A 25021-nucleotide genomic window follows, 5' to 3' on the forward strand; every position below is an offset into this window, starting at 1 on the left:
GTTTGCTTGTTGTAGTTCAGCAAGTATCACCAATGTTCACAAAGTGAAGTATCTCTAGTTTTGGGGGATTCCCCTTTTGAGTGTTTTGATATTAAAGCGATTTTGTGGATTGTTGCCCTTGAATATCCAGCAGTATCCGAATCAGGGTCTCTTTCTTGAATGGTTTGATGACGTGCTCGCACATGCCCGCATTCAGAATGTCCATTCGATCCTGTTCGCTGGCTGATGCAGTCACAGCAACAATGGGTGGTGCCGCATTGCCCAGTTCTTCAAGAATCCTGGCAGTGGCTTCATAGCCGTCCATTTCCGGCATTTGCAGGTCCATCAACACCATGTCGTACCGTTCAGAAACGCACGCTTGCACGGCCTCCTTGCCGTTTTCCGCCAGGTGTACCTGCGCACCCCATTTTTTCAACATCTCCGAGGCCACCATGCGGTTCAGTTTGTGGTCATCCACCACCAGTACACGCTTGTTCAACATCGGTGGAACTGCTGGTCCAGTGTCAGCAGGTGCTGTCAGCGTTTGCAATTTCAATGCCTGCTGGTCTTCAGCCCTGATCTTGAATTCCGGCTCAACGCAATTGACCGTGAAATGGAAAGTTGTACCCACACCGGGCGTGCTCTCCACCCAAATTTGACCACCCATCAGTTCTACCAGATTCTTGCAGATCGACAGGCCCAGTCCAGCCCCGCCGTAGCGGCGCGATGAACTGTCATCCACCTGGCTGAAAGGCTGGAACAGCGCTTCACATTGCTCCTTGTTCATGCCAATGCCGCTGTCTTTCACACTGAATTGAAGTTGCTTGCCATCGGCTACGCTTTGTACCTGCAAATGAATACGCCCTTTCTCTGTGAATTTCAGAGCATTGGACAACAGGTTGTTCAGAATTTGTGCCAAGCGAAGGCGATCGCCTTTCAGGCTGACTGGGCAGTTTGCATCTTTGGTGCAGTACAACTGAATCGCTTTTTCTTCTGCACGGTAAGCAAATAAATCGGTGGCCTTGCTAAGGACCTGGTCCAGCAGAAAACGATTGTGGCTCAGTTCCAGCTTATTGGCTTCAACCCTTGAAATATCCAGAATATCGTTCAACACGTTCAGCAATACATCGGCTGCCGAGCCGATTTTGCTGAGGTAGTCGCGTTGTTTGGCCTGCAGGTCGGTGTCTTCCAGCAATTGCAGCAAGCCCATGATCGCATTCATGGGCGTGCGAATTTCATGACTCATATTGGCCAAAAATGCACCTTTGGCCTTGCTTGCTGCTTCAGCTTGTTGGGTGCGCTCGGTCAACACATGGTTAATTCGTTCAAGTTCACGTTGTTGCGCCTTGAAGTCGGTAATGTTGGTTGAAATCGAGAAAAAGCCTTCAACTTTGCCGTACAGTACATCCGGAATCAAATGCACCAACATGTCGGCATAGCCGCCAGAGGGCAGTGGTTTTCTGCGTTCGAAACGCTGCTTTTCGCCTTTCAGTACGCCCAGCACATAGTGGTGGTCATGAATAAACAGTTCTTCACCCAGCACCTTGCGCATGTGTTGTCCACGCATTTTGTCTGCTGGAATGCTCGACCATTTTTCATGGTTGCGGTTGGCAAAATGGCAACGCAAGTCAGTGCTCCAGTACGACACCAATCCCGGTAAGCATTCAGACAGGGTTCGCAGAAAATGTTCCCGCTCAATCAGGGTTGCCTCATTGCGCTTGCGCTCGGATATGTCCTGGATTTGGGAAATAAAGTAGATCACCCGGCCTTTGTCATTGCGTACAGCCGACACCGAAAGATGCACCCACACCACATGTCCTTCCTTGTGTATGTAGCGTTTTTCAAGTTGGTAGTTGTGGCGGCGTCCCTTCAGTACATCGCGTACCAGGTGGGTGTGTTGCATGGTGTCTTGCGGGTGGGTAATCGCATCAAAACTAAAGCCCAGCAACTCCTCTTCGCTGTATCCCAGAATTTCCGACAATGCCTTGTTGACTTGCAGGAATTGACCTTTGAAGTCCAGCATTGCCATGCCAATTGCTGCCCATTCAAACGAGGAACGGAATCGGGCTTCTGCCTCGCGCAAGGCATCTTCAAATTGGCGTTGTACAGTCACATCCACATTCACCCCAATCATTCTGAAAGGAATTCCTTTGGCGTTTCTATGGGTTTTTGCACGGGCTTGTATGTGGCGAATACGCCCGTCACTTGCCCGGCGAATGTTGAAGTTGAATTGAAAGGTGTCCTGGTTCTTCGAGGCCTCGAGCAACACCGTGCCCAGTTTATTGACATCCTCTGGAAGCACGTAACTCAGCCACTCTTTGTAGGACACCAGTTCCTGTTCATCTTTCACGCCGTAAATTTTGCGCATGGCGCTGTCCCAGCGAATGAACTTGTCCTGAATGTTGTATTCCCAAACTCCAATACCTGCACTCTCGGTGGCCAATTGAAAGCGTTCGTCGTTGAATTGCTGGTCAGCCTTGGCTTTTTCTTTCGCCAAAACCTGTTGAACCTGATAGGTCATGCTGGCCTTCACCATCAGCACTGCCAGTATGCAAAAGGCCAGGTAACCCAGAAAAAGGCCAATGGTTTGTTCTCGCCACTGAGCTTTCATGGGCGCCGCATCGGCCCAGGTGATCAGGTACAGGGGAATGGGCGTATTTAACTGGTCGGAATTTGCCAGTGACAGGCTTGCGAAATAATGGTCTTTGAACAAGCCATGTTCAATTAAATTGCTTGCAGCCTGCGTTTGATCTGCTGGTGTCTGGCGGGACTCGAAATAAGGCAGTCGCTTGCCCACAATTTTCATTAACTCGGGCTGAACCAGCAACACAGTCCCGTCTTTGAACGCCAGTCCACTGTGTACATGTTCACTCAGTTGTAGCGACGCAATCTTACGCTCAAGGTATCGGGCATTAAATCGACCTTGAATCACGCCGAGCATCTCGCCTTGGCTGTCTTTGACCTGATAGTTGACTACCAGAACCAGCTGCCTGCTGTCATTGAAGGTATGTGAGAAAGAGACCAGTCTCTCGTTGTGCAGCAGCCGTGCGTTCGGGGTGAAATCGGCTTTGGTGTTGATCAGGTCGCGGTCTACCCCGGTTTGCCCCAGAATATTGCCGACTGAATCCCGGGCGACAATCGTCTCCATGGCGGGCAGTGCGCTTTTCAGCAATTCCAGTCGCTTGTGAATGTTGACGCTGTTGTTGACTTCAATGTTGTCTGACAGCTGGAGGGTTGCTTCATCAAATGACCGCACAATCGCGCTGAACTCGTCGTGCAAAATATCGTGAAGCAATCGAAGCTGGGTTTGGGTATTTTGTTCAGCCGAATCATTGATACGGCGCAGGTCAGCAGCAGCCATTGCAAGCAAGGCAAGGCCGAGCACGCAGAGCATGGCTCCGGCGAGAATCCATTGATATCGGATTTTGCTTGTAGTCACCTGATACAACCTGTGGCAAGTGGAAAAAGTAGAGCTGATTGTTCGGGGCATAGCACCCCACAGCTATTTTGTTACACCTGCCTGCGCATCAATTTGTGGATTAAAGGGGCCTTTTCGCGGTTTATTGCACTCAAGTTTCAGGTATTCCAGTAAGAGTCAATGCTGTAGCGGTGCTTGAGAAAATCGATCCACAAGCGCACGCGCAAGGGCAGGTGCTTCCTTTGGGGGAACACCGCGTAAATTGCATTGGGTGGCGCAATAAAATCGTCCAGCACGGTTACCAACTTGCCACTGCGCAGGTGTTGTTGTACTTCCCAGCGGCTGCGCCAGGCCAGGCCCGCATCGTTCAAGGCCCAATCGAGAATGGACGAACCGTCATTGCATGCAAGGCTGCCGCTCACCCTGATTGGAGTGGCTTCACCCTGAATGGTAAACAGCCAGCCACTCGGGGCGCCCGAGCTCACCAGGTTCAGGCAGTTGTGATTGGCCAGGTCACTTGGATGCTGCGGCCTGCCGTGCCGTTGAAGGTAGGTGGGCGTAGCAACCACCAGCCGCTGGTTGTCAGCCAGTTTCACACCCACCAGGCTGGAGTCGGGCAGCACCCCAATTCTTACAGCGCAGTCCATGTTTTCATTTAACAAATCAACAACCCGGTCTGACAGATCCAGTGACACGGTTACTTCAGGGTGCTCACGTACGAAGTCATGCACCAGGGGTGCCACATGCTGCCTACCGAATCCGCCTGGTGCAGACACGCGAAGGTGCCCGCTGGCCTTGATGCCTCCCAGGCTGACACTGGCCTCGGCGTTGGAAAGGTCGTTCAATATTCGCTGACAGTCCTCGAGAAACGCCGAGCCTTCATAGGTCAGGTTCAAGGTCCGGGTTGTGCGAAGCAAGAGCTTGACCCCCAGTCGCTCTTCCAGCGCATCCAGGCGCCTGCTAATGACGGCTGGTGCCACACCTTCTTCTCTGGCAGCAGCAGAAAGGCTGCCTTTGGTCGCCACCGCAGCAAAGGTCGTGATTTGTTTAAAGTGGTCCATGCTTTTGCTTAAAAAGTAAAAATGTCTTCAATTAATTGGAAGAGTATCGTGGTTTTATTCAATAAACTGAAGATTACTCAATCTGTAGGGCGAGGTGTAAGGAATGGCGACTCCAAAATTGGTTCTTTTTGATGCCTATGGCACCTTGTTCGATGTGTATTCTGTGTCAAGCACTGCCGAGCAGATTTTCCCCGGGCACGGCTCGGCCCTCTCGGTGTTGTGGCGTGATAAACAAATTGAATACACCCGCCTGCGCGCCATGGCGGGGCGCTACAAGCCTTTTTGGGACATCACTATTGATGCCTTGCGTTATGCCTGCGAGGCACTCAAGCTCGATTTGACGGAGGAGCGGCAACGTCGGCTGCTGAATGTGTACTCAAGCCTGGCTGCGTACCCTGAAAACAGGGCAGTGTTGCAGGCATTGAAAAGCCGCGGCATCAAAACTGCGATTCTGTCCAATGGCAATACGGAAATGTTGAATGTGGCCGTGCGTGGTGCCAACTTTCAGGGCTTGCTGGATGCGGTGTTGTCAGTCGATGCACTGCAAACTTTCAAAATTCACAGTGCTGTGTATCAAATGGGTTTGAATCACTTCGGCGCAAAGGCCTCGGAAACCTTGTTCGTTTCCAGCAATTGTTGGGATGCGTGCGGAGCCACCTGGTTTGGTCTTCCAACGCTGTGGGTGAATCGCGCCGGTTTGCCTTTGGAAAGGCTGGACGTGGAACCCATGGCCACCGGTCGTAATTTGAATGATGTTTTATCCCTCGTGTGAGGGAGTGGAAGCTCTGGTTTTTGCCAGCTGACTTGATTCGTGTCACCTTAATAAAAAAACACTGTCAGTCCTTGTCTTGAATTCAAGCAAAGGAAGTCGAAATGGCTGGTCCTCCACCATTGGTTTTAACCCATACACACGCAGTTGCGCCTGTTGAAATAAAATTCTCACCCGCGACAGACAATTTCTCTTTGCCAAATTGCCGGGCTCACACCATTCGCAAGGCGAATTACAAATCGCTGGGCAATGGGCAACTGGTTCGCACAGGCTGGCAATCCAGGCTAAGGGCCTGGGTTGAGGGTAACAATGCAGACCAGCGCTATCACCGGGCGGCTTATGAAAGCAGCCAGCGAGTGTCGGCTGCACTTTTCTCGGAACATTACAAATGCACACTTGAGGGTAAACCGGCGAATGTCTCAAACAGCCCTTTGGTCAAGGCGCGTTTTTACAGGCAAGACAATTTACGGTTTAATCCGCAACTGCGTGACCCAAGGTTTGGTTTGTCCAAACAGGATCAACGCGCAGTCAAGCTTTCCAGATGGGCACATTACGCCAATGGGGTTACCGAGCTGGGTGCAGCACCCACCGGGCTGTTGCTCAAGGTCAGCAAAATATTGTTTACGCCAAAGCGCGATGACAAATCATTTACAAGCCAATTGCGTGTTCTTGCGGTATTGCCCGTGGTCGCGGGTATTGTTGCGCTCTTCTCCCGGGGGGTATTCATTGAGGGCATGCACAGGGTTTTCAATAATGTGAAACAGGCTTTGCAAACCGACATGCGCGCGCTGGCTTGTAGCTTCAGTGCCATATCCGCGGTGTCTGCTTTGGTATCGCTGGCCTTGGGGGCAGGCAGTTGCATGGTCGGTTCCAAATCGAAGTTGAGTAGTGCGATAACAAACCTGATTCAGTTCAACAAGGACAAGCACCTTCACCGAATTTATCTGTTGCTCAACGACGTGAACAACAAACCCGGTGCGGTTGCTGTGCTTTCAAGGGCTTTGCGGCAAAAAATTGGGCAGAACCATCGCACGGCCGAGGGAACTCCAATTCTTCTGGATCGTTTGTTGAACGTTGTTCATGGCAGACAAAATGAAGTGCAAATCAAGCAGGCCATTGAAAAGACGATTGGGTCTTATCTGACAGAATTTAGCCCCTCGGGCAGCACGCAAGGCCGTTTTCTGGATCCCAAGTCTGACAAAGCCGAACTGTTGGCCCGTGAGAACCATTTTCTCGCTTTGACCAATCTGATTGAGCATTCTGCCATTCATGCTGATCCACATGACAATTTCAAGGACATGCGCCATCACATTGAAAGTGGGGCAGAAAGTTTTCGAAAACTTGTTTTGAAGGGGACTGGTAATTTGCTCAACGTGCTTGCTTGTGCACGGAAAGACACACAGGATTCAGGCTCTGTGTTGAAGCACCCAGCGACAGGACTGCGTTACAGCGCAGAGAACATGCTGAACAATGCGCACCAGTATGGGCCTTTAACCCGTGGCTTGGCCAGGTTCTCAGAGGGCTTGCGGGTTTTTAACCACGGTGTGTTGTTGTCTCTTAACTACCAACTGACTCGCCCAATCGCCAAGCTGGCGGGATACATCACCGAGGCTGCGCTGAAACGGCCCAACTCCCGTGTAACCAGCTTTAGCATTGGCAGGGCAATCGCCAGTTCGATCTGGGCCGCTGTCGATGCGTTCTTGATACTTTCTCTCGCAGCTGGCAATGGAGTGGCCTTCGGCGGGCCCGAGGCAGGAACCAAATTGAAGTTTCCGCTAAACATACCGCTTGGGTCTTTCAGCTTGGGAATTTCCATTATCAGCACGGCTGCACAAATGCTGGTGGTGGCTATACCTGCCGCTATTTTGATGGGTGCTGCAAAAGGCGCTTGCTATATCGAAGGGTGGAATGGCAATGTGGCACGGCCCCTTGAATTGGCTGGAGGCAAGAGAAAAGCCGTGCAGTGGGCATAAAAAAAGCCGCCCTGGGGCGGCTTTTTCACGTAGGCGCGAGTATTACAGCGCTGTTACGTTTTCAGCTTGTGGGCCTTTCTGACCTTGAGTCACAGTGAAAGACACTTTCTGGCCTTCAGCCAAGGTTTTGAAGCCGTTGCCCTGAATGGCGCTGAAGTGTACGAACACGTCAGGACCGTTTTCACGGGAAATGAAGCCAAAGCCTTTGGATTCGTTGAAAAATTTAACTTGACCGGTTACGGTATCAGACATAGCAATATCCTGGATTTCTGAATTGAACAAAATAGCTAAAAAACTGGGTGAAATTCGAGAAACAGAACTATTGCTTAAGCGGTTTGCCTGAATTGAACTGACCTGAAGTAGCGCCAAATTTTTTTTGCTGAAGTCAGTTTAGGCTTTTCCTCAGGCTTGTCAAGCAACATTTTCAGTTCAGTCACCTTTTCTTCATATTTCTTTTATAGCTCTGTCACATGCAGTCCGTACATTTCGTGTCATCGAAATGACAAATGGACCCTTGGATGGAAGCGATCAAGCACGATGTCACCAAGCAAGATGCCTTGAGAAATGCCTTGTACCTAAGTACGCCCGCGCGTGCACAGGCCCCTTCGTTGGAGGTTTGTCTGGCCAAAACAGCTGCTGAGGTGCTGGAAGCCCAAAAACTACGTTTCAATATTTTTTCTGAAGAATATGGTGCAGATCTGGGTAGTAACGGGATTGATCATGATGTGTTTGATGCCTACTGTGATCACCTTCTTGTAAGAAACAGCCAAACCGGCGAGGTGGTGGGTACCTACCGCATTCTCGCGCCAGAAAATGCGGCGCGCTTGAAGTGCTGGTACTCTGAAACCGAGTTTTTCATGAATCGCATTGAACGGCTTCGCAAAACAACGGTGGAAGTAGGCCGCTCTTGCGTACACCCCGATTACCGCAATGGCGCGGCCATCATGTTGTTGTGGAGCGGTATTGCGCAATACATGAAACTGGGTGGTTACAAACACCTGATTGGTTGCGCCAGTGTAAGCCTGCGGGACGGTGGCCACCAGGCTGCCAGCCTGTTCAAGCAGCTTGAGCCACACCTGGCCGAAGCCAGTTGCCAGGTATTCCCCAAGAACCGCTTGCCAGTGGAACGCTTGCGTTGCGATGTGGAAATTGAACCACCACCCTTGGTGAAGGGTTACTTGCGCCTTGGCGCAGTGGTGTGTGGCGAGCCAGCCTGGGATCCCGATTTCAACACCGCTGATTTCATGATGTTGTTGTCGATTGACCGCATGAGCCCACGTTACGCCAGGCACTTCGGCTTCATCTAGGCGGGCTTGAAGGGCCCGGCCTCAGCGCCGGGTCAGTAATTCAAGTTGCAGCCCGATTCGCTGCCACTGTTCAACCTCGGTTTCAAGGCTGTATTGCGTCAAGGGGTGGGTGATCAGCCAGTTTTTCGGCACGCTCATTTGAATGCCTTGTTCAAGCAGTTTCACCTTGAGCTCTGGCAAAGCCTCGACTTCCCGGCGGCGCAAAAAAAGCGCGGCAAGGCGCAAGCACATGGGCGCAGCCCAATGTACAGCGGTATTGGCAATGTCGCTGACCTTGCCCAGTTTCCCGTTGTGGGCCAATACCCAAGTGGATAGCAGCTGTTGTTCCCGTTTTGAAAACCCGGGCATGTCCGCATTGCTGAGAATGTATGCCGCATGTTTGTGGTGGCCGTTGTGACCAATCGACAAGCCAATTTCATGCAACATGGCTGCCCAATGCAGCATGGGCAGTTGTTCTTTTAACTCGGGCAGTTGCTTCATCAGTTGCTTGAACAACAACTCGGCAAGTACTTTGACTTTGCCGGCATGTTTGCTGTCAATTTTGTAGCGGTGAAGAAACTGGGCCACTGTAATTTCGCGCATGTCTTCGTTGTGCTGGCGGCCCAACATGTCATAGAGCAAACCTTGGCGCAGCGCGCCGTCAGTCACATCCATGTGCTCGATTTCAAGTTCTTCAAATACTGCACTCATCACAGCCAGGCCGCCAGGCATCATGGGCAGGCGATCCACTTTCAATCCCTCAAGGGTGATGTTGTCGAGGTGGCCTGCGGCTGAAACATGTTCGCGAATCAGGTGCAAACCCTCCGCAGACATGCCATGTTGCGTAAATCCGTTGGATACACATATTTCAGCCAAAGCCCTTGCCGTGCCTGAAGAACCAATAGCGTGGGTCCAGCCCATGTCCAGCATCTGGCGGCGCAGCACAGCCACTTCCTTGCGGGCTGCCATCACCGCGTTTTTCATGGCGCGGGGGCTGATACTGCCGTCAGCGAAGTACTGTTGTGCCGTGCTGACACAGCCAATGTACAAACTCTCCATGGCCTCGGGTTCGTAGTCTTCACCGATGATGAATTCTGTAGAGCCACCACCGATGTCGACCACCAGGCGTTTGCCCTGACCGATTGGCAACTGATGGGCCACGCCGCAGTACACCAAGCGGGCTTCTTCCACGCCTGAAATGACATCAATCGGGAAGCCCAGGGCCGCCTCGGCCTTGCCGATAAATTCCACAGCATTGCGAGCCACGCGTACCGCGTTGGTGGCCACCGCGCGTACCTCTCCGGGTTTGAAAGAGCGCAGGCGTTCTCCAAAGCGGCTCAGTGCACCCAGGGCGCGTTCTTGGGAAGCATCGTCCAGGTACTTTTGGGCGTTCAGGCCCGCACCCAAGCGGACGGGTTCGCGCAGGGTGTCGATGATGTAAATTTGAGATTGACCGTTGAGTTCTTCTACGCGTGCAACAATCATGCGAAAGCTGCTTGAACCCATGTCTACGGCTGCAATCAACTGGCGTTGCTTGGACATTGTTTGTTCTGTGTTTCAGGTCAGGCGCTAGGATGCCACAAATGCAGCACACTGGCTTTGTTTGTGGTCATTTGACCACTTTCAAATGTTTGTCACAATTTTGAAATAACATTTGAAGAGTTTCACTTATACATGGAGTATTGTTTGAAAGTTGCCGCTGTCTCTGATGTAGCACCGAACAAAGAACTGTATTTAAATCGCGAGTTGGGTGTTTTGGCGTTTAACCGCCGGGTTTTGGCCATGGCAGAAGACCAAAGCGTGCCTTTGCTGGAGCGTTTGAAGTACTTGTGTATTGTGTCCAGCAACATGGATGAATTTTTTGAGATTCGGGTGTCGGGTTTGCAAGAGCAGATTCGTCAAAACCCTGAGTTCATGGACAAGGATGGCCTCAGCGCACTTGAAACCCTGCACAAGGTATCCACTGTCTCGCAAGAAATCGTAGAACAGCAGTACCGTTTGCTCAATGAATCGGTGTTACCAGCCATGCGGGACGAGGGCATTGCCCTGATGACCCTGGCCACCTGGAATGAAGAGCAGGCCCATTGGGCCCGCCAGTATTTCAGGCACGAAGTATTGCCGGTGTTGACGCCCATCGGGCTTGACCCAGCTCATCCGTTTCCGCGAGTGCTGAACAAATCCCTGAACTTTGCCGTTGAATTGACGGGTCATGACGCATTCGGGCGCGCATCGAATGTGGCGATTGTGCAGGCACCCAGGGCTTTGCCACGTCTGGTTCGAATGCCATCAAACCTGTCTGGTTACCAGCATGGTTTTGTGATGTTGACCTCAATTTTGCAAGCCTTTATTCCAGAACTGTTCCCGGGCATGGAGGTGCATGGTGTGTATCAGTTCCGTGTCACCCGAAACAGCGACTTGTATGTGGACGAAGAAGAAATCACCAACTTGCGTGTGGCTTTGCAGGGTGAATTGTCGCAACGACACTTTGGGGATGCGGTACGTCTGGAAGTCAGCGACCAAACCTCGCCCGACATGACTGCCCGCTTGTTGAAAGAGTTTGGACTGCCCGAACAGGCCCTCTACAGGGTCAACGGCCCCGTGAATCTTGTTCGGCTGATGCAGTTGCCCGATTGGGTGGATCGTCCCGATTTGAAATTTACGCCATTTGCTCCAGGTCGACCCGACGCGCTGGTGAAGCAGCCCGATATATTCAAGGCGATTCAAAAAGGTGATGTGCTGTTGCACCACCCCTATCAAAGTTTCAGCCCAGTGCTGGAATTCATCAAAAAAGCAGCGACCGACTCCGATGTGGTCGCGATCAAGCAAACCATTTACCGCACCGGCACTGAATCGGTACTGATGGACAGCCTGTTGGCTGCCGCGCGCAGTGGGAAGGAAGTGACAGTGGTGTTAGAGCTGATGGCCCGTTTCGATGAAGAAGCCAACATCAACTGGGCCTCGAAGCTGGAGCGCGTGGGTGCACACGTTGTGTATGGCGTGGTTGGCCAGAAAACACACGCGAAAATGTTGATGGTGGTTCGCCGTGAAAAAACTGAAACAGGCAAGGTGATGCTGCGCCGTTATGTCCATTTGGGTACAGGCAATTACCACCCAAAAACGGCACGTTTGTACACCGACTTCGGCTTGTTTTCCTGCGATGAATCGCTGGGCCACGACGTGCACGAGGTGTTCAATCACCTGACGGGTTTGGGCCGTGCCCGCAAACTGAACAAAATATGGAATTCACCATTCAACCTGCACAGCAATGTGGTGATTGCAGTGCGCAAAGAAGCCGAACTGGCCAAGGCCGGCAAAAAGAGCAGAATCATGGCACGCATGAATGCCTTGCTGGAGCCGCACCTGATCAATGAACTGTACGCCGCATCACAGGCTGGGGTGAAAATTGATCTGATTGTTCGGGGAGTTTGTGCGCTGCGCCCAGGCGTACCGGGCTTGAGCGACAACATTACCGTGCGTTCAGTGGTTGGCCGTTTGCTGGAGCACAGCCGCGTATTTTACTTCAGCAACGATGGTGAAGAAGAGGTGTACATTTCCAGCGCGGACTGGATGGACCGAAACTTCTTCCGGCGCGTGGAGCTGGCCGTGCCAGTGACCGACAAAAAATTGAAGAAACGGGTAATTGATGAGGGTTTGAAGGCTTTACTGGCGGACAACATTTTGGCGTGGACCATGGACTCCAATGGCAATTATGTCCGCCGAAAGCCGACAGGCGCACGTCGAATGAATTCACAGAATTATTTGTTGAGTACACTTGCGGCCAGTTTTGTGGAGCAGAGCGAACCTGTTTCAAGCAATCCTGTTTGATTGATTAAATTAAATGGAACTACGCTAAAACAAAAAGTTACCGAGGAGTCCTTTTTACCTTGTTAAAGGACATCCAAATGACCGCAGTTTCAAGCGTGAATATATCTTCTCAATCGTCTGTTGACGCCCGTAGTCATACGGCTCAAAGTCGATCGGCTCGTTCTCCGAGTCTGTTGCATTTGGTCAAAGCCGCGGGTGTTTTAGCGCTCGCTTTGTCTGGTGGCGCGCAGGCCGCTGGTGTTCGGAGTTTCCCGAATGACCGGCGTTTGCTGCAATCGGCTGACCAGCCAACCGTACCGGAGCCTTACGATTACGACTCGATTTGTAAGTCAGGCATTCTGGATTCCTATGCAGAGGGTTTGAATTATGAGGATTGCATCACACAGGAAAAGGCGTCGATTGATTCAATTGAGAAAACAAAGCCTTTGGCAACACTCAAAAAGTGTTATCAAGTCAGTGGTTACCTCGCGGCGGCATTGACGGGAGTTGGTTTGCTTTCATCCATGACATGCAGCAATGCGGGGACGATAGTCGGCAGTGTTAGCGGTTCACTGGGCATTACGGCATTAATTCCAACTGCCGTTTGCGGCGGTATGTATGCTCATATTGACGGTCGTTTGAAACAATTCAGGGAAGTCGCTGAGAAATGTTGTCGTTTTTTCCCGAAAAAGGCGGACATCAAAGCAATGCAACCAGCACCCGCACCCAAGCAAGGTTTGCCTTCTCCTGAGGGTAATAAGCCCTGATGATTTATCGGATTGGCATTGTGGGTACTAACGCCGCCGTACTTCAAACACCCCGTTGATTTCCAGCAGGTGAGTCAGTGCCCCACGCAACTGCTCACCGCTGCTTACCTCGGCGGTGAATTGCATTTTGGCAATGCCGCGTTGGGTTTCAGTTTGTACGCCAATCACGTTGATTTTGTCTTTTGAAAATACTTCTGTGATGTCGCGCAACAAACCCTGCCTGTCGTTCGCGGTTACTGCAATGTCCACGGGGTAGTGCAAACCCGAGGACTCTCCCCAAGTGGTTTCAATCAGCCGTTCGGGTTGGCGGCGCATCACCTCGGCCAGGTTGGAACAACCCAGCCGGTGAATAGACACACCTTTGCCGCGGGTAACAAAACCAATAATCGGATCGGGTGGGGCAGGGCGGCAGCATCGCGCCAGGTTGGTCATTAGTGTGCTGACACCCACCACCAGCACGCCCGATTCCTTGCCTGCGGAGTTACCAGAAGAGCCCGGTTTGCGTTTGTTGAGTATTTCAACCTGTTCTTCCTCGGACAAAGGTCCGGCGGGTTGCAGGTCGGCGCGCAATGCGTTTTCAATGGCGCGTGGCCGTATTTCTTCACGGGCCAGCGCGACGTACAAATCGTCGGGTTTTTCGTAACCCAGCTTTTGGGCCAATAGCTCGAGGTTTTGTGCGGTCTGCCCGATGCGTTGCAGTTCACGTTCAGCAATCGCACGGCCGCGTTCAAGTGTTTCCTTGCGTTCTTGCTGGGCGAACCACTGCTTTACCTTTTGACGAGCGCGGTGGCTGATCAGGTACTTTTGCGTGGGGTTCAGCCAGTCGCGCGAGGGACCGGTGGCTGCATCGCCGCGAGCACTCACAATTTCAACCGTTTGGCCATTGTCCAGGGGCGTGTTCAGTTGCACCATTTGCCCGTTGACCTTGGCACCGCGGCAACGATGGCCCAATTCGGTGTGCACGTGGTAGGCGAAATCCAGTGGCGTGCTGCCAGTGGGCAATTCAACCACTTTGGCTTGCGGTGTGAATACATACACGCGATCGTTCAGCGCGCTGGTTTTCATTTCCTGCGCCCAGTCGCTGGCTTCACCCATGGTGTCGGTGACGTCTTTTTGCCAGGCCAACAGTTGTCGCAACAAGGCAATGCGCTCTTCAAACTGGCCCTCTGCCCGGCTTTCGCCGGTGTAGCCGTCCTTGCCCGATTCTTTGTAGCGCCAGTGCGCCGCCACACCATATTCAGCAAACTGGTGCATGGCTTCTGTGCGAATTTGCACTTCCAGCGTTTTGCCTGTTTCGTCCTGTACCACGGTGTGCAAGCTTTGATAGCCATTGGGCTTGGGCTTGCTGATGTAGTCGTCGAATTCTTCAGGTATGGGTGTCCACAAATTGTGAACAATCCCCAATGCGGTGTAGCAGTCATCGACTGTGTCTACAATCACACGGCATGCGCGCACGTCGTACAGCTTGTCGAAGCTAATGCCTTTACCGCGCATCTTGTTCCAGATGCTGTAAATGTGTTTTGGACGCCCGCTGATTTCACAATGAATACCAGCCAGCAACAAATTTTCCTTGATGCTGGCCATGGCCGATTCAATGAACGCTTCACGTTCGACGCGCTTTTCATCCAGCATCTTGGCCACGTTTTTGTACGTGTTGGGTTGCAAGATGCGGAACGACAAATCTTCGAGTTCCCACTTCAACTGCCACAGGCCCAAGCGGTTGGCCAGGGGGGCGTAGAGATCGAGGGTTTCCTGCGCATGCGACACCGCATAAGGCCACAGAGGGCCTTTCTCGTTTTTGATGTCCTCGTGGCTGGTGAAGTGCCTCAAGGTTTGGAGTCGGGAACACAAACGGATCATGATGACGCGAATGTCGGTGGACATGGCCAGCAACATTTTGCGCAAGGTTTCAATTTGGTCGGCCCACCGCAGGGTTTCAATGGTGGTGCGCGTGGCGCTGGGCCCTACCATGGATCGCATTTTGAAAAGCTTGCGCAGGCTGGCCAGCATGCGGCCCACCTCATCACCAAACTTTTTCTCCATTTGGCTTTCAAGGTGTTTGTCAAAAAACACCAGTGGCCCCAAGGCACCTGCAATGCGGGTGTTGGCATCGGCACGCAACTCCGCCAACAGGTCGGCCACAGCCAACATGTGTTGAATAGCGGGTTCTTGGGTGTCCAGAATATGGTCAGCCGCGTGAAGCCTTGCGTAATTCAGTGCTTCTTCGACTCGGGCCGCGTCAAATTTGTTCAACAACACCAGGGCTGGCGCAGAAGCGCTGCCTTTTTTCTCGGAGCCCAGTGTTGATGAAACTGAAACCATGTGTATTTGGGTGGATTCGTTAAGACCAGTTTAAAACAAAAAATCGCGAACAATATTAATTTGCTCGTTCTGCATGAAAGTAGGGGCATGACCAACGCCGTGCACCTCGATAACGCGTGGCTTGGGACCACGTTGACTCATTTCCGCCACGGTCTGTTTTGACAGAAGATCAGAATGTTCTCCGCGCACCACCAATGTGTCGGCCTTGATGGCGTCAAATGCAGCCCACAGGGCTGTTTCATGCAGCAAGGTGGTGGATTCTGACAGGTTTTGAAACGCCTGGCCGATCGCTGGGTCATAGTGGGGTTGCCAATGTCCGTTTTTTTCGACCAGTACCGAGTCGCACAATTCATTCCATTGCGATTCAGTGTGGGGACCAAAGGGTTGCGATATGGTGCGAATGTATTGCCTTGCCTCTTGAAGTGTTTGAAATTCAACGGGTTTCCCCACGTAGTCGCCAATGCGCTGCAGCGCGCTAAAGCTCAGGCTCGGGCCGACATCGTTCAGTATCAGTTTTCGAATCGGATTATTGGGCAAACTTGCGTAAGCCATGCCGATCAGGCCGCCCATGGAAGTGCCAAACCAATCCAGCGTGCCGGCATTCAAGCGGGCGACCAGGGCCACGCAGCGCTTACGTAGGTGGGCACGCCGTACAGGGCAGCATCGGGCAGCCAATCGGATGCTCCCCGACCTGGCATGTCGGCAGCCACCACGCGCAGGTCTTTTCCAAGGTCCTGGGCCATTGTTTCAAAATCAGCACTGCTGCGGGTTAGGCCATGAACACACAACAACACATGTGGGTTGTCGGGATCGCCCCATTCGCGGTAGGCTAATTTGTGTAAACCATGTGGACTTAACCATTGCACCGTGTGCAAGCGCGCTGTCAGCATTGTTCAATACCCTCCATTAAATTGTTTTAATCAGTATTTCAGAGTTTCATTATCGAAAGAGGTTCATCCGTGGATTTTAAGAACATGAATGCGTTGGTCACCGGCTCAACCAGTGGTATCGGTTTGGGCATCGCCCAGCGTTTGGCGGCCAAGGGTGTGAATGTGATGTTGAATGGTTTTGGCACACCAGAGCAAATTGAAGCGGCCAAACAAAGCGTTGCTGCGTACGGTGTGAAGGTGGGTTACCACGGTGCCGATTTGACCAAAGTGGCCGAAGTAGAGGACCTGGTCAAAAGCACTGAGCAGTTGTTTGGCCAAGTGGATGTGCTGGTGAACAATGCAGGAATTCAGCATGTGTCCCCGGTTGAAAGTTTTGATCCTGCCAAATGGGATGCGGTAATCGCCATCAATCTGAGTGCGGCATTTCACACCACTCGCTTGGTGTTGCCGGGAATGCAGGCACGCAACTGGGGGCGAATTGTGAATATTGCGTCTGCCCATGGTTTGGTGGCCTCGGCCAACAAGTCGGCCTATGTCGCTGCCAAGCACGGTATCGTGGGGCTGACCAAGGTAGTCGCTTTGGAGAATGCAAAAACAGGCATTACCTGTAACGCGGTGTGCCCAGGCTGGGTGCTAACACCATTGGTGCAGGCACAGGTGGATGCACGTGCGGTGCGGGAAGGTGTCTCTGTTGAAGAAGCGAAAGTAGGTTTGTTGAGTGAAAAACAACCTTCGCAAGAGTTTGTAACGCCAGAGCAGTTGGGTGGTTTGGTGGTGTTTTTGTGTTCCGATGATGCGCAGGAAGTGCGGGGCGTGGCGTGGAACATGGACGGCGGGTGGGTGGCGCAGTAAGCGTCGCCACTGCGGTTATTTGCTGAACTCGGCGTGGGTTGCTTGTGCCGTACTGGGCCAGTGACTATGGGGCTAAACCTTAAGGGGGCGTGCTGGGGTTTTTGGCCAACTCTGCGTGGGTTGCTCGTGTCGCACAGAAAACTGCTTGATCCCTTGTTGAATGGATTCTTGCTCACCTCGCTCGGCAAAAGGGCGGGCCGAGTCTCGGTGTCGGCTTGTAGCCGACCGCTGCGAATCCACTCAAACGGGGCGGTTTTCTTGAAGTGCGCCCCAAGCAATCCCACTGCCGAGTTGGCTCAAACCCGCAGAGTGCGCCCATCTGCAAGTTCAGCGCCTCGCCACCTCCGAGCGACTCACGGCTGGTTTCATCGTCCAATCGGCACTGGCGAATCTCCCTCACCACGCAACTCACGGCTGATTTCATCGCCCAATCGGCGGCGGTGTTTCGATCGCCTCGCCTTCAAGAAAACCTGCCCGTTTGAATTCACCCGCCACGGTCGGCCATGGGCCGGCGCCGAGACTCGGCCCGCCCTTTTGCCGAGCGAGGTGAGTCAGGGTGAATATCAAAAAGGGAAATACAGGTTTTCTGGCGAGAGATCGGAACCCAGCCGAATGGGCGGTTAATAAGCTCCAAGAGATCGAAACCCAAGCCGATTGAGCCACCAAGAATGCTCCGAGAGATCGGAACCCAAGCCAATCTGGCTATAAAACCAGCTGGCGATCTAACCAACCCGTTCAATGGTTACTTGGACGTCAAGGGTCTCTTGCCCACCCCCGGTGCGAATGCCACGAATTGGAGAGGCACCTGTGAAGTCTTTGGCCACTGCCAGGCGGCAGTGATTGCCCTGCACCAACGATTTGTGCGTTGCATCCACCCCCAGCCACTGCTGGCGGTTTTCATCGAACACTTCGACCCAGGCGTGGCTGTCGTGCTGCTCCACATTGGGATTGAAAAAGTAGCCGCTCACGTATCGCGCAGGAATGCCATGTGCTCGCAGGCACGCCAGCATCACATGAGAATGGTCCTGGCAAACACCTTGTCCATTTTCAAACGCCTGCATCGCCGAATCAGCCACGGTGGTGCTGCCTTTGGTGTACACAACACGGTCCGCCACTGCATGGGCCAGAGTCAATATCCTGTGGGTAAAAGGAATGTGTTTGTCCGTCACAAAACTCGCGAATTCACGCATTTCATCACTGAAACGCGTAAGCGGCGTAGTGGGGGTGTACACCAATGGATTGAGCGACAATGGCTGCAGGGGCACGTAACCATCATCGAGTGGATCAATTTCTACATGGCCATAGGACTGCACCGTCAGTTCCCTGTGCTGCTGGTTCACCGAGAATGTTTGCACCGAGTTTCCATGATGGTCGCAGGCACTGTGATGTTTTGCAGGTGTTCTTATTTTCCAGTCAATAATACGTTGTTTGTCGTCTTGCTGCGGGGTAAGGCGCACGTGCTGAATGCTGTACAGCACGGGCCAGGTGTAACGGTAGGTGGTGTGGTGTTGAATGCGCAGTTTCATGCCTCAAGTGGTACCAGGAAATCTTTGCTGATCCGGTTGCCCAAATCATTGACGCGTTCAAGAAAGTTGGTCAGGTAGGCATGCAAACCCATTTGCAGAATGTCGTCGATTTGGCTGTACAAAAGCTCAGCGCGAAGCTTGCCTGCCCGACGCTCTGTGTTGGCCGAGTAATCGTTCCGAATCATTTCCAGGTTGGCACACACTTCATTCAATGAAGCCAACAGAGAGCGAGGCATGTCGTCGCGCAGGATCAGCAATTCAGCAACGCGGTCGGGCGTGATTACATCCCGGTATACCTTTCGGTAAGTTTCAAAAGCAGACACCGAGCGCAAAATGGCGGCCCAGTGGTAATAATCGGCATGTGGGTCAGCAGTGCTCAAATTGGCCAAGGGGCTAAAAGGCATGCTGTGAAACTTCACATCCAACAATCGTGCGGTGTTGTCTGCACGTTCCAGAAACGTACCCAGGCGAATGAACCGGAATGCATCGTCTTTCAACATGGTGCCAATGGTGACACCACGGGACAAATGACTGCGAAATTTCACCCACTCAAAGAACTCAGAGGGGTCGCGTTCAACCGTGCCGTCAGCCAATACTTTCTTTAGTTCAAGCCATGTGGTGTTGTTGGTTTCCCAAACTTCGGTGGTCAACGCACCACGCACGGCACGTGCATTCTCGCGGGCACCTTGAAGGCAGCAGTAAATGCTGGAGGGGTTGTTGGGGTCTTTTACCATAAAGTCGATCACGGCCTCTGCGCTGACCTCATCGTGTTTTTTTGCAAATGCTTCGGTCAGTTCACAAATCGACAGCATGGCTCGCCAGCCTTGTTCTGCATTCTCAGGATCTTGCGGAAGCAGGGCGGTTTGCACATTCACATCAAGCATGCGGGCGGTGTTCTCGGCGCGTTCAATGTAACGGGCCATCCAGAACAAATGGTCAGCAGTTCTACTCAGCATGGTGTTTGCTCCTTATCGTTCCAGTACCCAGGTGTCTTTGGTGCCGCCGCCCTGGCTGCTATTCACCACAAGCGATCCTTCTCGCAGTGCCACCCGGCTTAGTCCACCAGGGATCAGGCTGACTTTGCTGCCCGACAATACAAAGGGCCGAAGATCAATGTGGCGGGGGGCCAAGCCCTGTTCTACAAAAGTTGGGCAGGTTGACAAGGCCAAAGTGGGTTGGGCAATGAATTTTGCAGGGTCTGCAATCAGCTTCTGACGAAAGTCTTCAATTTGTGCTTTGGTAGATGCCGGGCCCACCAACATGCCGTAGCCGCCTGCGCCGTGCACTTCTTTCACAACCAACTCGGGTAGTTTGGCCAATACTTCTTTCAACTGATCTGGTTTTCGGCATTGCCAGGTAGGTACGTTTTGAATAATGGGTTCTTCGCTCAAATAAAAACGAATCATGTCGGGCACATAGGGGTAAATCGATTTGTCGTCGGCCACACCGGTACCAATTGCATTGGCAAGGGTCACATTGCCCGCCCGGTAAACAGAAAGCAGACCAGGCACGCCAAGTTGTGAATCTTCGCGGAATGCCAGTGGGTCAAGAAAATCGTCATCCAGCCTGCGGTAAATAACATCAACACGTTTGGGACCTTGTGTGGTGCGCATGTAAAGCACTTCTTCATCCACAAACATGTCTTTGCCTTCCACCAGTTCAATGCCCATTTGTTGAGCCAGAAATGCATGTTCGAAATAGGCCGAGTTGTACATGCCCGGTGTCAGTAACACCACGGTGGGGTCGCTGCTGTTTTGGGGTGAAACCGAACGCAGGTTTTCAAGCAGATTGTCGGGATAATGTTCAACCGGGGCCACGCGATTGCGTGCAAACAGTTCCGGAAACAGGCGCATCATCATTTTCCGGTTTTCAAGCATGTAGCTTACGCCTGACGGCACACGCAGATTGTCCTCGAGCACATAGAACTCGCCTTCCCCAGCGCGCACGACATCCACACCAGCGATGTGGGCATAGATGTCGCCGGCCACTTTCACACCCTGCATTTCAGGGCGATACTGCTCGTTGTTGAAAATCTGCTCAGGCGGAATAAGCCCAGTGCCCAGAATTTTTTGTTCGTTGTAGATGTCTTTCAAAAACATGTTCAAGGCTTGAACACGCTGGCGCAAACCTGCTTCAAGTGTTTTCCATTCAGACGCTTTAATTACCCGCGGCACAATATCGAATGGAATTAACCTTTCGGTACCAGATTCTTCGCCGTACACGGCAAAGGTAATTCCCACCCTTCTGAAAATAAGGTCGGCTTCCGCACGCTTGTTCTGCAATTTTTCAGAGGATTGCATCTCAAGCCAACGCGAAAAGTCCTGATAATGCGGGCGAACTTCACCGCTTGGCGTGTACATTTCGTCGAAGGGTGTTGATGACATAAGTTGATTATTCCTGTTCTGTGTAGTCTTGAAGTAACAAGAAGCATGCCAAGCGCATGCAGGCTGATTGTGTCGCGCACAGCCATAAAGTTAACAGTCTTAACGACCTTTTGCACCGCTTTCGTGCATGTGCCAGTAACGCTGACGTAGCGCGTGTGCATTGTCCACTTCGGGTTGGAAGTCCAGGTGCTTAAACCTCCATTTCACTGCACCATTTTGGGCGGTATTCGACCATTGGACGCCCATGGCTTCGTATCGTTCAATCACGGCCTTGTGCGGGTGACCAAACTGGTTCTCCCAGCCTGCTTGTATCAGTGCATATTCAGGCCGCACGGCTTGAAGAAAGGGCATGGTGGACGAGGTTTTGGAGCCATGATGCGGCACAATCAGAACACGTGATTTCAAGGCATTTGCACCGTGTTGGGTTAGCAATGCCATTTCTGAAATCGCTTCAATGTCGCCGGTCAGCAGCACACTGTGATTCGCATTGCTGACTTTTAACACGCAACTTTGATTGTTCTTGGCCAATAATTTTTGGTGTGAATGTGCGGGCGTATCAAGCCCGATTGGTGTGAATGTGACGCCATCCCAGGTCCATGGCTTGAGCATGTGGCATTGCGCTGTGTCGCTTTTCAGGGTTTGCGCGAGCAGGTTTAAGCTGTGTTGTTTGTTGATCGAGGACGCGAACTGTACGGGCGGTGCTTTTTGTAGCAGCAGGGGCGCGCCGCCTGAATGGTCTGCATCATCATGCGACAGCATGAACATGTCGGCCCGCCGATAACCATGCGCTGCCATCCAGGGCAGCACTACACGCCGGGCCGAATCAGCGCGCGCGTTGAACGCAGGGCCTGCATCGTAAATCAGCAGATGGTTTTGGGTTTGAATGCTGATGGCCGTACCTTGACCGACGTCCATCAAGGTCATCCAGAAATCATGGTGTTCGGGCCTTGGCGGTGGAAGTAGAAGCAGGGCAATCAGCGTGATTCCTGTCCACCTTGGAATCAGCCCCGCCGGCAGAATCAAAATCAAGCAACCCAAGCCCACCAAGCCATTGACCCACCATGGCTGGTTGTGTATCGGCAAAGTGGCCCAACTCAATTCATTGAAGAACACAAGCCACTCGCGTTGCAGCGAAAGACTGTTGCCCGCAAGCCAAAGCAACACGGGCTGCTGTGTAAGCCCACCGAGCAGAGCCAGTGGCGTGCTCACGAAACTCATCCATGGAATGGACAGGGCATTGGCCAAGGGGCTGATCAGCGACTGCTGGTTAAACAGCAGCGCGCAGGGCAGTACCAATCCGATGGTCACCGTGTATTGGGCTTTCACTGCGTTGGCGATGAATTCATGCTTCGGTTTGATGAAGTGGTAGTGTCCCTGTGTCACGAAAATAAGGACTGCCACGGCACCGAAAGAGAGAATGAAGCCCGCATCCAGCACAGCCCAGTTGTCAAAGGCAAGGGTTAAAAACAAGGCGAGAAAAAAGGTGTCCCAACTGCTTTGCATGCCACCACGTACTTGCCCAACAAACAACGCAAACAACATGAATACCGTGCGTTGGGCTGGCACTCCCCAGCCTGCAACCAAGCCGTACAACACTGCAAACAGCAATCCAAATGCGCTACCTGCCAAAGGGGCCGGTACGCGAAGGCACAACCGGGTTGATCGACGCCAAAGCGCGCCAAACAGTTTGCCTGCAAGCATGGCGAACAGGGTAATGTGCAAACCGGAAATGGCAACCAAATGTGCAATGCCAGTGGCGCTGAACATTTCCCGATCCTCTGGGCTGATCAGGCCTTGATCACCCACCACCATGGCTAGCACCAAGGCTTGCTCAGGGTGGCTTTGTAAAGCAGTGACGATCGTGCTTGCAATCTGTAGGCGTGCCCGTTCTATCCAGACCAGCGGGTTCAATGTGGTTTGTTCAGGCAGTTGTTCAAGCTTGCTTTTGAATTGAGCTGTGCCCGCAATTCGGTTGGCAAACCAGTGGCGATGAACATCAAAACCTTCCAGTTGCAAAGGCGCCTTGGGCGATTTGATGCGAACGGTTGCCCGAAAATACTCGCCTGGCTGAAGCGCTCGATACGTAGATACCGTTTCGACAAAAGTTTGCAAGCGTGCACCCGTGGCTAGGCATTTGGTCGCAACCGCATGGTCTCGCGGCGTGTGTTCGATCAACCAGGTTTGTGCGTTGTTGTCGCGAAACGCTTTTTCAAGAAGCCGAAATTCAGATTGAATGGTTTGCTTGTTGCAGGCCAGGGGCACTTGCGCTTGTTGATGTGCGGCGGCCTGAATGCCCGTACAAAGCTGTGCCATTGCAAAACCCAGAATGAACCAGCCTAGTTTTTCAGTGGCTTGCCGACTGACTCCGCCCCGAATACCCAACAACAGGAAAACTGCCGACCAAGCGAATAAAATGACGCTTTTTTCGCCGAAAGTGTCAAAGGCCATGCTCCAAATCCATGGCAGCGTGGCTTGGCTGTGAAACAGCAAAAGGCTAAGCAGGTAGGCTGTGGTGAACAGCGGCAGGGAAGGCACAACTTGAATTTGGTGTGGACGCAGTTTTGCAAGCGTGCACCAATGCGCGTACGTTCACCAATGATGAACACGACCGGGTGATGCCTTTGGTTAGCCTTGAAGGGCTAGGGCGGGCAAAACCCGCTGCGCGTTCAGTTGGGTTTGCACAGAAAGCGCTTGCAGGCTTAAGCCGCGCAGTTCTGCGATTGCTTGGGCAATTCTTGGTAAGTGTTCAGGCGCGTTGCGTTGTTTGTTAATCCATTCCGGCGCAATGTCCGGTCCATCAGTTTCAAGCACCATGGCACTCTCGGGCAGCTCGGCCGCCAATCTGCGCAATTGAAGCGCTCGAGTAAAAGTGCTCGCACCACCAAATCCAAGACACATGTTCAAGTTCAGAAAATGATCCGCTTGCTGAAAGCTGCCGTTGAATGCGTGGGCAATGCCGCTGCGTGGTTTGTAAATCCGAAGGCCTTTTAAAACGGGGTCTTGCGCTTTGCGAACATGCATCACTACCGGCACATCGAAATCACGGGCCAATTTGAGTTGCGCATGAAAAAATTGAACCTGTTTGTCCCAATTCAAGCCAGGTACAAAGCCATCAAGTCCTATCTCTCCCAAACCCGCGAATTTTGGATCGTCGATCGAGGCCTGAATTTTTTGTTTTAAAGTCAGCAGGTCTTCTTCTTTGGCTTTGTCCACAAACATGGGGTGTATACCCAGGCAATACACAGCGCCCGGGATGCTATGAGCCAGACTTTTTACCTCATCAAAATTGAAAGCGCCTACGGCGGGCAATACAAAGCGGGTAACATGCAATTCACGCGCACGTTGAACCACCGCAACGCGATCGCTGTCGTATTCAGAAGCATCAAGATGAAGGTGCGTGTCGGTCCACATACTTTAAAGTTTGCCATGTTTCGTCGAAAAATTCGTAAGTACCTTCCCACTGTCGACCACTTCGAGCGTTTGCCTTGGGCTCGGCCGTTCAAGCGCTTCCTGGGGCATCCCAATATTTGGGCACTGAACAGGAAAAGCGTAGCGGGCGGGGTAGCTGCGGGTTTGTTCTGTGGGCTTATTCCTGGGCCATTTCAAATTTTTGGTTCTCTCATTTGGGTGTTGGTTGCCAAAGTCAATATGCCGGTGGCCTTCGCAACCACTTTGTACACCAACCCAATCACGATTGTGCCGCTGTATTTGATTGCAGTTGCTTACGGGCAATTTTTGTTGGGGGAAATTGGCGAGGCCAACATGCAGCCCTTGCCGCAATGGAATTGGTCTGCCTGGGGTGACTCCACCCACGCCATGCTGGACTGGATGCTGTCCATGGGGCCATCACTCGCTGTTGGTTTGCCCGCGTTGATGGTGACCTTGTCTGTATTGGGTTACTTCAGCGTGCGTTTGGCCTGGAATATTGGTGTGCGAATTGCAGTCGTGCGCAGGCGCAAACGTCGGCCTGCTGTTGAGCACTGAAAGCAG

17 protein-coding genes and 1 pseudogene are annotated in these 25021 nt (G+C 52.4%); 7 read left to right on the forward strand and 11 right to left on the reverse strand.

The window, feature by feature from the left end; all coding sequences use genetic code 11:
• Nucleotides 1-91 precede the first annotated feature (91 nt).
• Nucleotides 92-3418, reverse strand: coding sequence for a PAS domain S-box protein (locus tag BSZ31_RS10050; protein WP_168426929.1), 3327 nt, complete (start codon nt 3416-3418; stop codon nt 92-94).
• A gap of 137 nt (nt 3419-3555) precedes the next feature.
• Nucleotides 3556-4458 (reverse strand): LysR family transcriptional regulator, encoded by a 903-nt coding sequence (locus BSZ31_RS10055; RefSeq protein WP_105028643.1) that lies wholly within the window; start codon nt 4456-4458, stop codon nt 3556-3558.
• A 103-nt stretch (nt 4459-4561) separates the two neighbouring features.
• Between BSZ31_RS10055 and BSZ31_RS10060 the strand changes: the two genes are divergently transcribed.
• Both BSZ31_RS10060 and BSZ31_RS10065 read left to right on the forward strand, forming a co-directional pair.
• A complete protein-coding gene (locus tag BSZ31_RS10060; protein WP_105028644.1) occupies nt 4562-5230 on the forward strand; it encodes a haloacid dehalogenase type II in 669 nt (222 codons plus the stop codon).
• A 101-nt stretch (nt 5231-5331) separates the two neighbouring features.
• Nucleotides 5332-7200 carry a hypothetical protein gene (locus BSZ31_RS10065; protein WP_105028645.1) on the forward strand — a complete coding sequence of 623 codons (1869 nt, stop codon included), beginning with the start codon at nt 5332-5334 and terminating at the stop codon, nt 7198-7200.
• A 42-nt stretch (nt 7201-7242) separates the two neighbouring features.
• On the opposite strand, the gene BSZ31_RS10070 is transcribed toward BSZ31_RS10065, so the two are convergent.
• On the reverse strand, nt 7243-7452 hold the full coding sequence (locus BSZ31_RS10070) for a cold-shock protein (protein ID WP_008251850.1): 210 nt from the start codon (nt 7450-7452) through the stop codon (nt 7243-7245).
• A 266-nt stretch (nt 7453-7718) separates the two neighbouring features.
• Between BSZ31_RS10070 and BSZ31_RS10075 the strand changes: the two genes are divergently transcribed.
• On the forward strand, nt 7719-8507 hold the full coding sequence (locus BSZ31_RS10075) for a GNAT family N-acetyltransferase (protein ID WP_105029827.1): 789 nt from the start codon (nt 7719-7721) through the stop codon (nt 8505-8507).
• A gap of 21 nt (nt 8508-8528) precedes the next feature.
• Here the strand turns inward: BSZ31_RS10075 and ppx are convergent, their stop codons facing one another.
• Nucleotides 8529-10028: an exopolyphosphatase gene (ppx, locus tag BSZ31_RS10080; RefSeq protein ID WP_105028646.1), complete on the reverse strand. Its 1500-nt coding sequence runs from the start codon at nt 10026-10028 to the stop codon at nt 8529-8531.
• Between the two features lie 144 nt (nt 10029-10172).
• On the opposite strand from ppx, the gene ppk1 reads away from it, so the two are divergent.
• Together ppk1 and BSZ31_RS10090 are read left to right on the forward strand one after the other, a co-directional pair.
• Entirely contained in the window at nt 10173-12311 is a 2139-nt protein-coding gene (gene ppk1 / locus BSZ31_RS10085; RefSeq protein ID WP_240605684.1) for a polyphosphate kinase 1, read from the forward strand.
• Between the two features lie 77 nt (nt 12312-12388).
• Nucleotides 12389-13057, forward strand: a complete 669-nt coding sequence (locus tag BSZ31_RS10090; RefSeq protein WP_146106661.1) for a hypothetical protein — start codon at nt 12389-12391, stop codon at nt 13055-13057.
• Between the two features lie 27 nt (nt 13058-13084).
• On the opposite strand, the gene BSZ31_RS10095 is transcribed toward BSZ31_RS10090, so the two are convergent.
• On the reverse strand, nt 13085-15379 hold the full coding sequence (locus tag BSZ31_RS10095) for a bifunctional (p)ppGpp synthetase/guanosine-3',5'-bis(diphosphate) 3'-pyrophosphohydrolase (protein ID WP_105028649.1): 2295 nt from the start codon (nt 15377-15379) through the stop codon (nt 13085-13087).
• A gap of 30 nt (nt 15380-15409) precedes the next feature.
• Nucleotides 15410-16269 (reverse strand): annotated as a pseudogene (locus BSZ31_RS10100) (alpha/beta fold hydrolase).
• 84 nt (nt 16270-16353) lie between these two features.
• Here BSZ31_RS10100 and BSZ31_RS10105 point away from each other — a divergent pair.
• Complete coding sequence (locus tag BSZ31_RS10105; protein WP_105028650.1) at nt 16354-17121, forward strand: 3-hydroxybutyrate dehydrogenase; 768 nt, start codon at nt 16354-16356, stop codon at nt 17119-17121.
• A gap of 722 nt (nt 17122-17843) precedes the next feature.
• Here BSZ31_RS10105 and BSZ31_RS10110 read toward each other — a convergent pair.
• The 5 genes from BSZ31_RS10110 to BSZ31_RS10130 form a co-directional block, all read right to left on the reverse strand.
• Nucleotides 17844-18647: a transglutaminase family protein gene (locus tag BSZ31_RS10110; protein WP_105028651.1), complete on the reverse strand. Its 804-nt coding sequence runs from the start codon at nt 18645-18647 to the stop codon at nt 17844-17846.
• On the reverse strand, nt 18644-19603 hold the full coding sequence (locus BSZ31_RS10115) for an alpha-E domain-containing protein (RefSeq protein WP_105028652.1): 960 nt from the start codon (nt 19601-19603) through the stop codon (nt 18644-18646). Before BSZ31_RS10115 ends, BSZ31_RS10110 begins: the two co-directional genes overlap by 4 nt.
• A 12-nt stretch (nt 19604-19615) precedes the next feature.
• The gene (locus BSZ31_RS10120; RefSeq protein WP_105028653.1) at nt 19616-21031 is read right to left on the reverse strand and encodes a circularly permuted type 2 ATP-grasp protein; all 1416 of its coding nucleotides are present in this window, start codon (nt 21029-21031) and stop codon (nt 19616-19618) included.
• 99 nt (nt 21032-21130) lie between these two features.
• On the reverse strand, nt 21131-23566 hold the full coding sequence (locus BSZ31_RS10125; protein WP_105028654.1) for a DNA internalization-related competence protein ComEC/Rec2: 2436 nt from the start codon (nt 23564-23566) through the stop codon (nt 21131-21133).
• Nucleotides 23567-23656: 90 nt separating this feature from the next.
• Nucleotides 23657-24442 (reverse strand): TatD family hydrolase, encoded by a 786-nt coding sequence (locus BSZ31_RS10130; RefSeq protein WP_105028655.1) that lies wholly within the window; start codon nt 24440-24442, stop codon nt 23657-23659.
• Nucleotides 24443-24457: 15 nt separating this feature from the next.
• Here BSZ31_RS10130 and BSZ31_RS10135 point away from each other — a divergent pair, with 15 nt between their 5' ends.
• Nucleotides 24458-25015, forward strand: a complete 558-nt coding sequence (locus tag BSZ31_RS10135) for a DUF2062 domain-containing protein (RefSeq protein ID WP_168426930.1) — start codon at nt 24458-24460, stop codon at nt 25013-25015.
• The last annotated feature ends 6 nt before the right edge of the window (nt 25016-25021 follow it).

The sequence above is a fragment of the Limnobacter sp. SAORIC-690 genome, assembly GCF_002954425.1.
Lineage (GTDB): Bacteria > Pseudomonadota > Gammaproteobacteria > Burkholderiales > Burkholderiaceae_B > Limnobacter > Limnobacter profundi.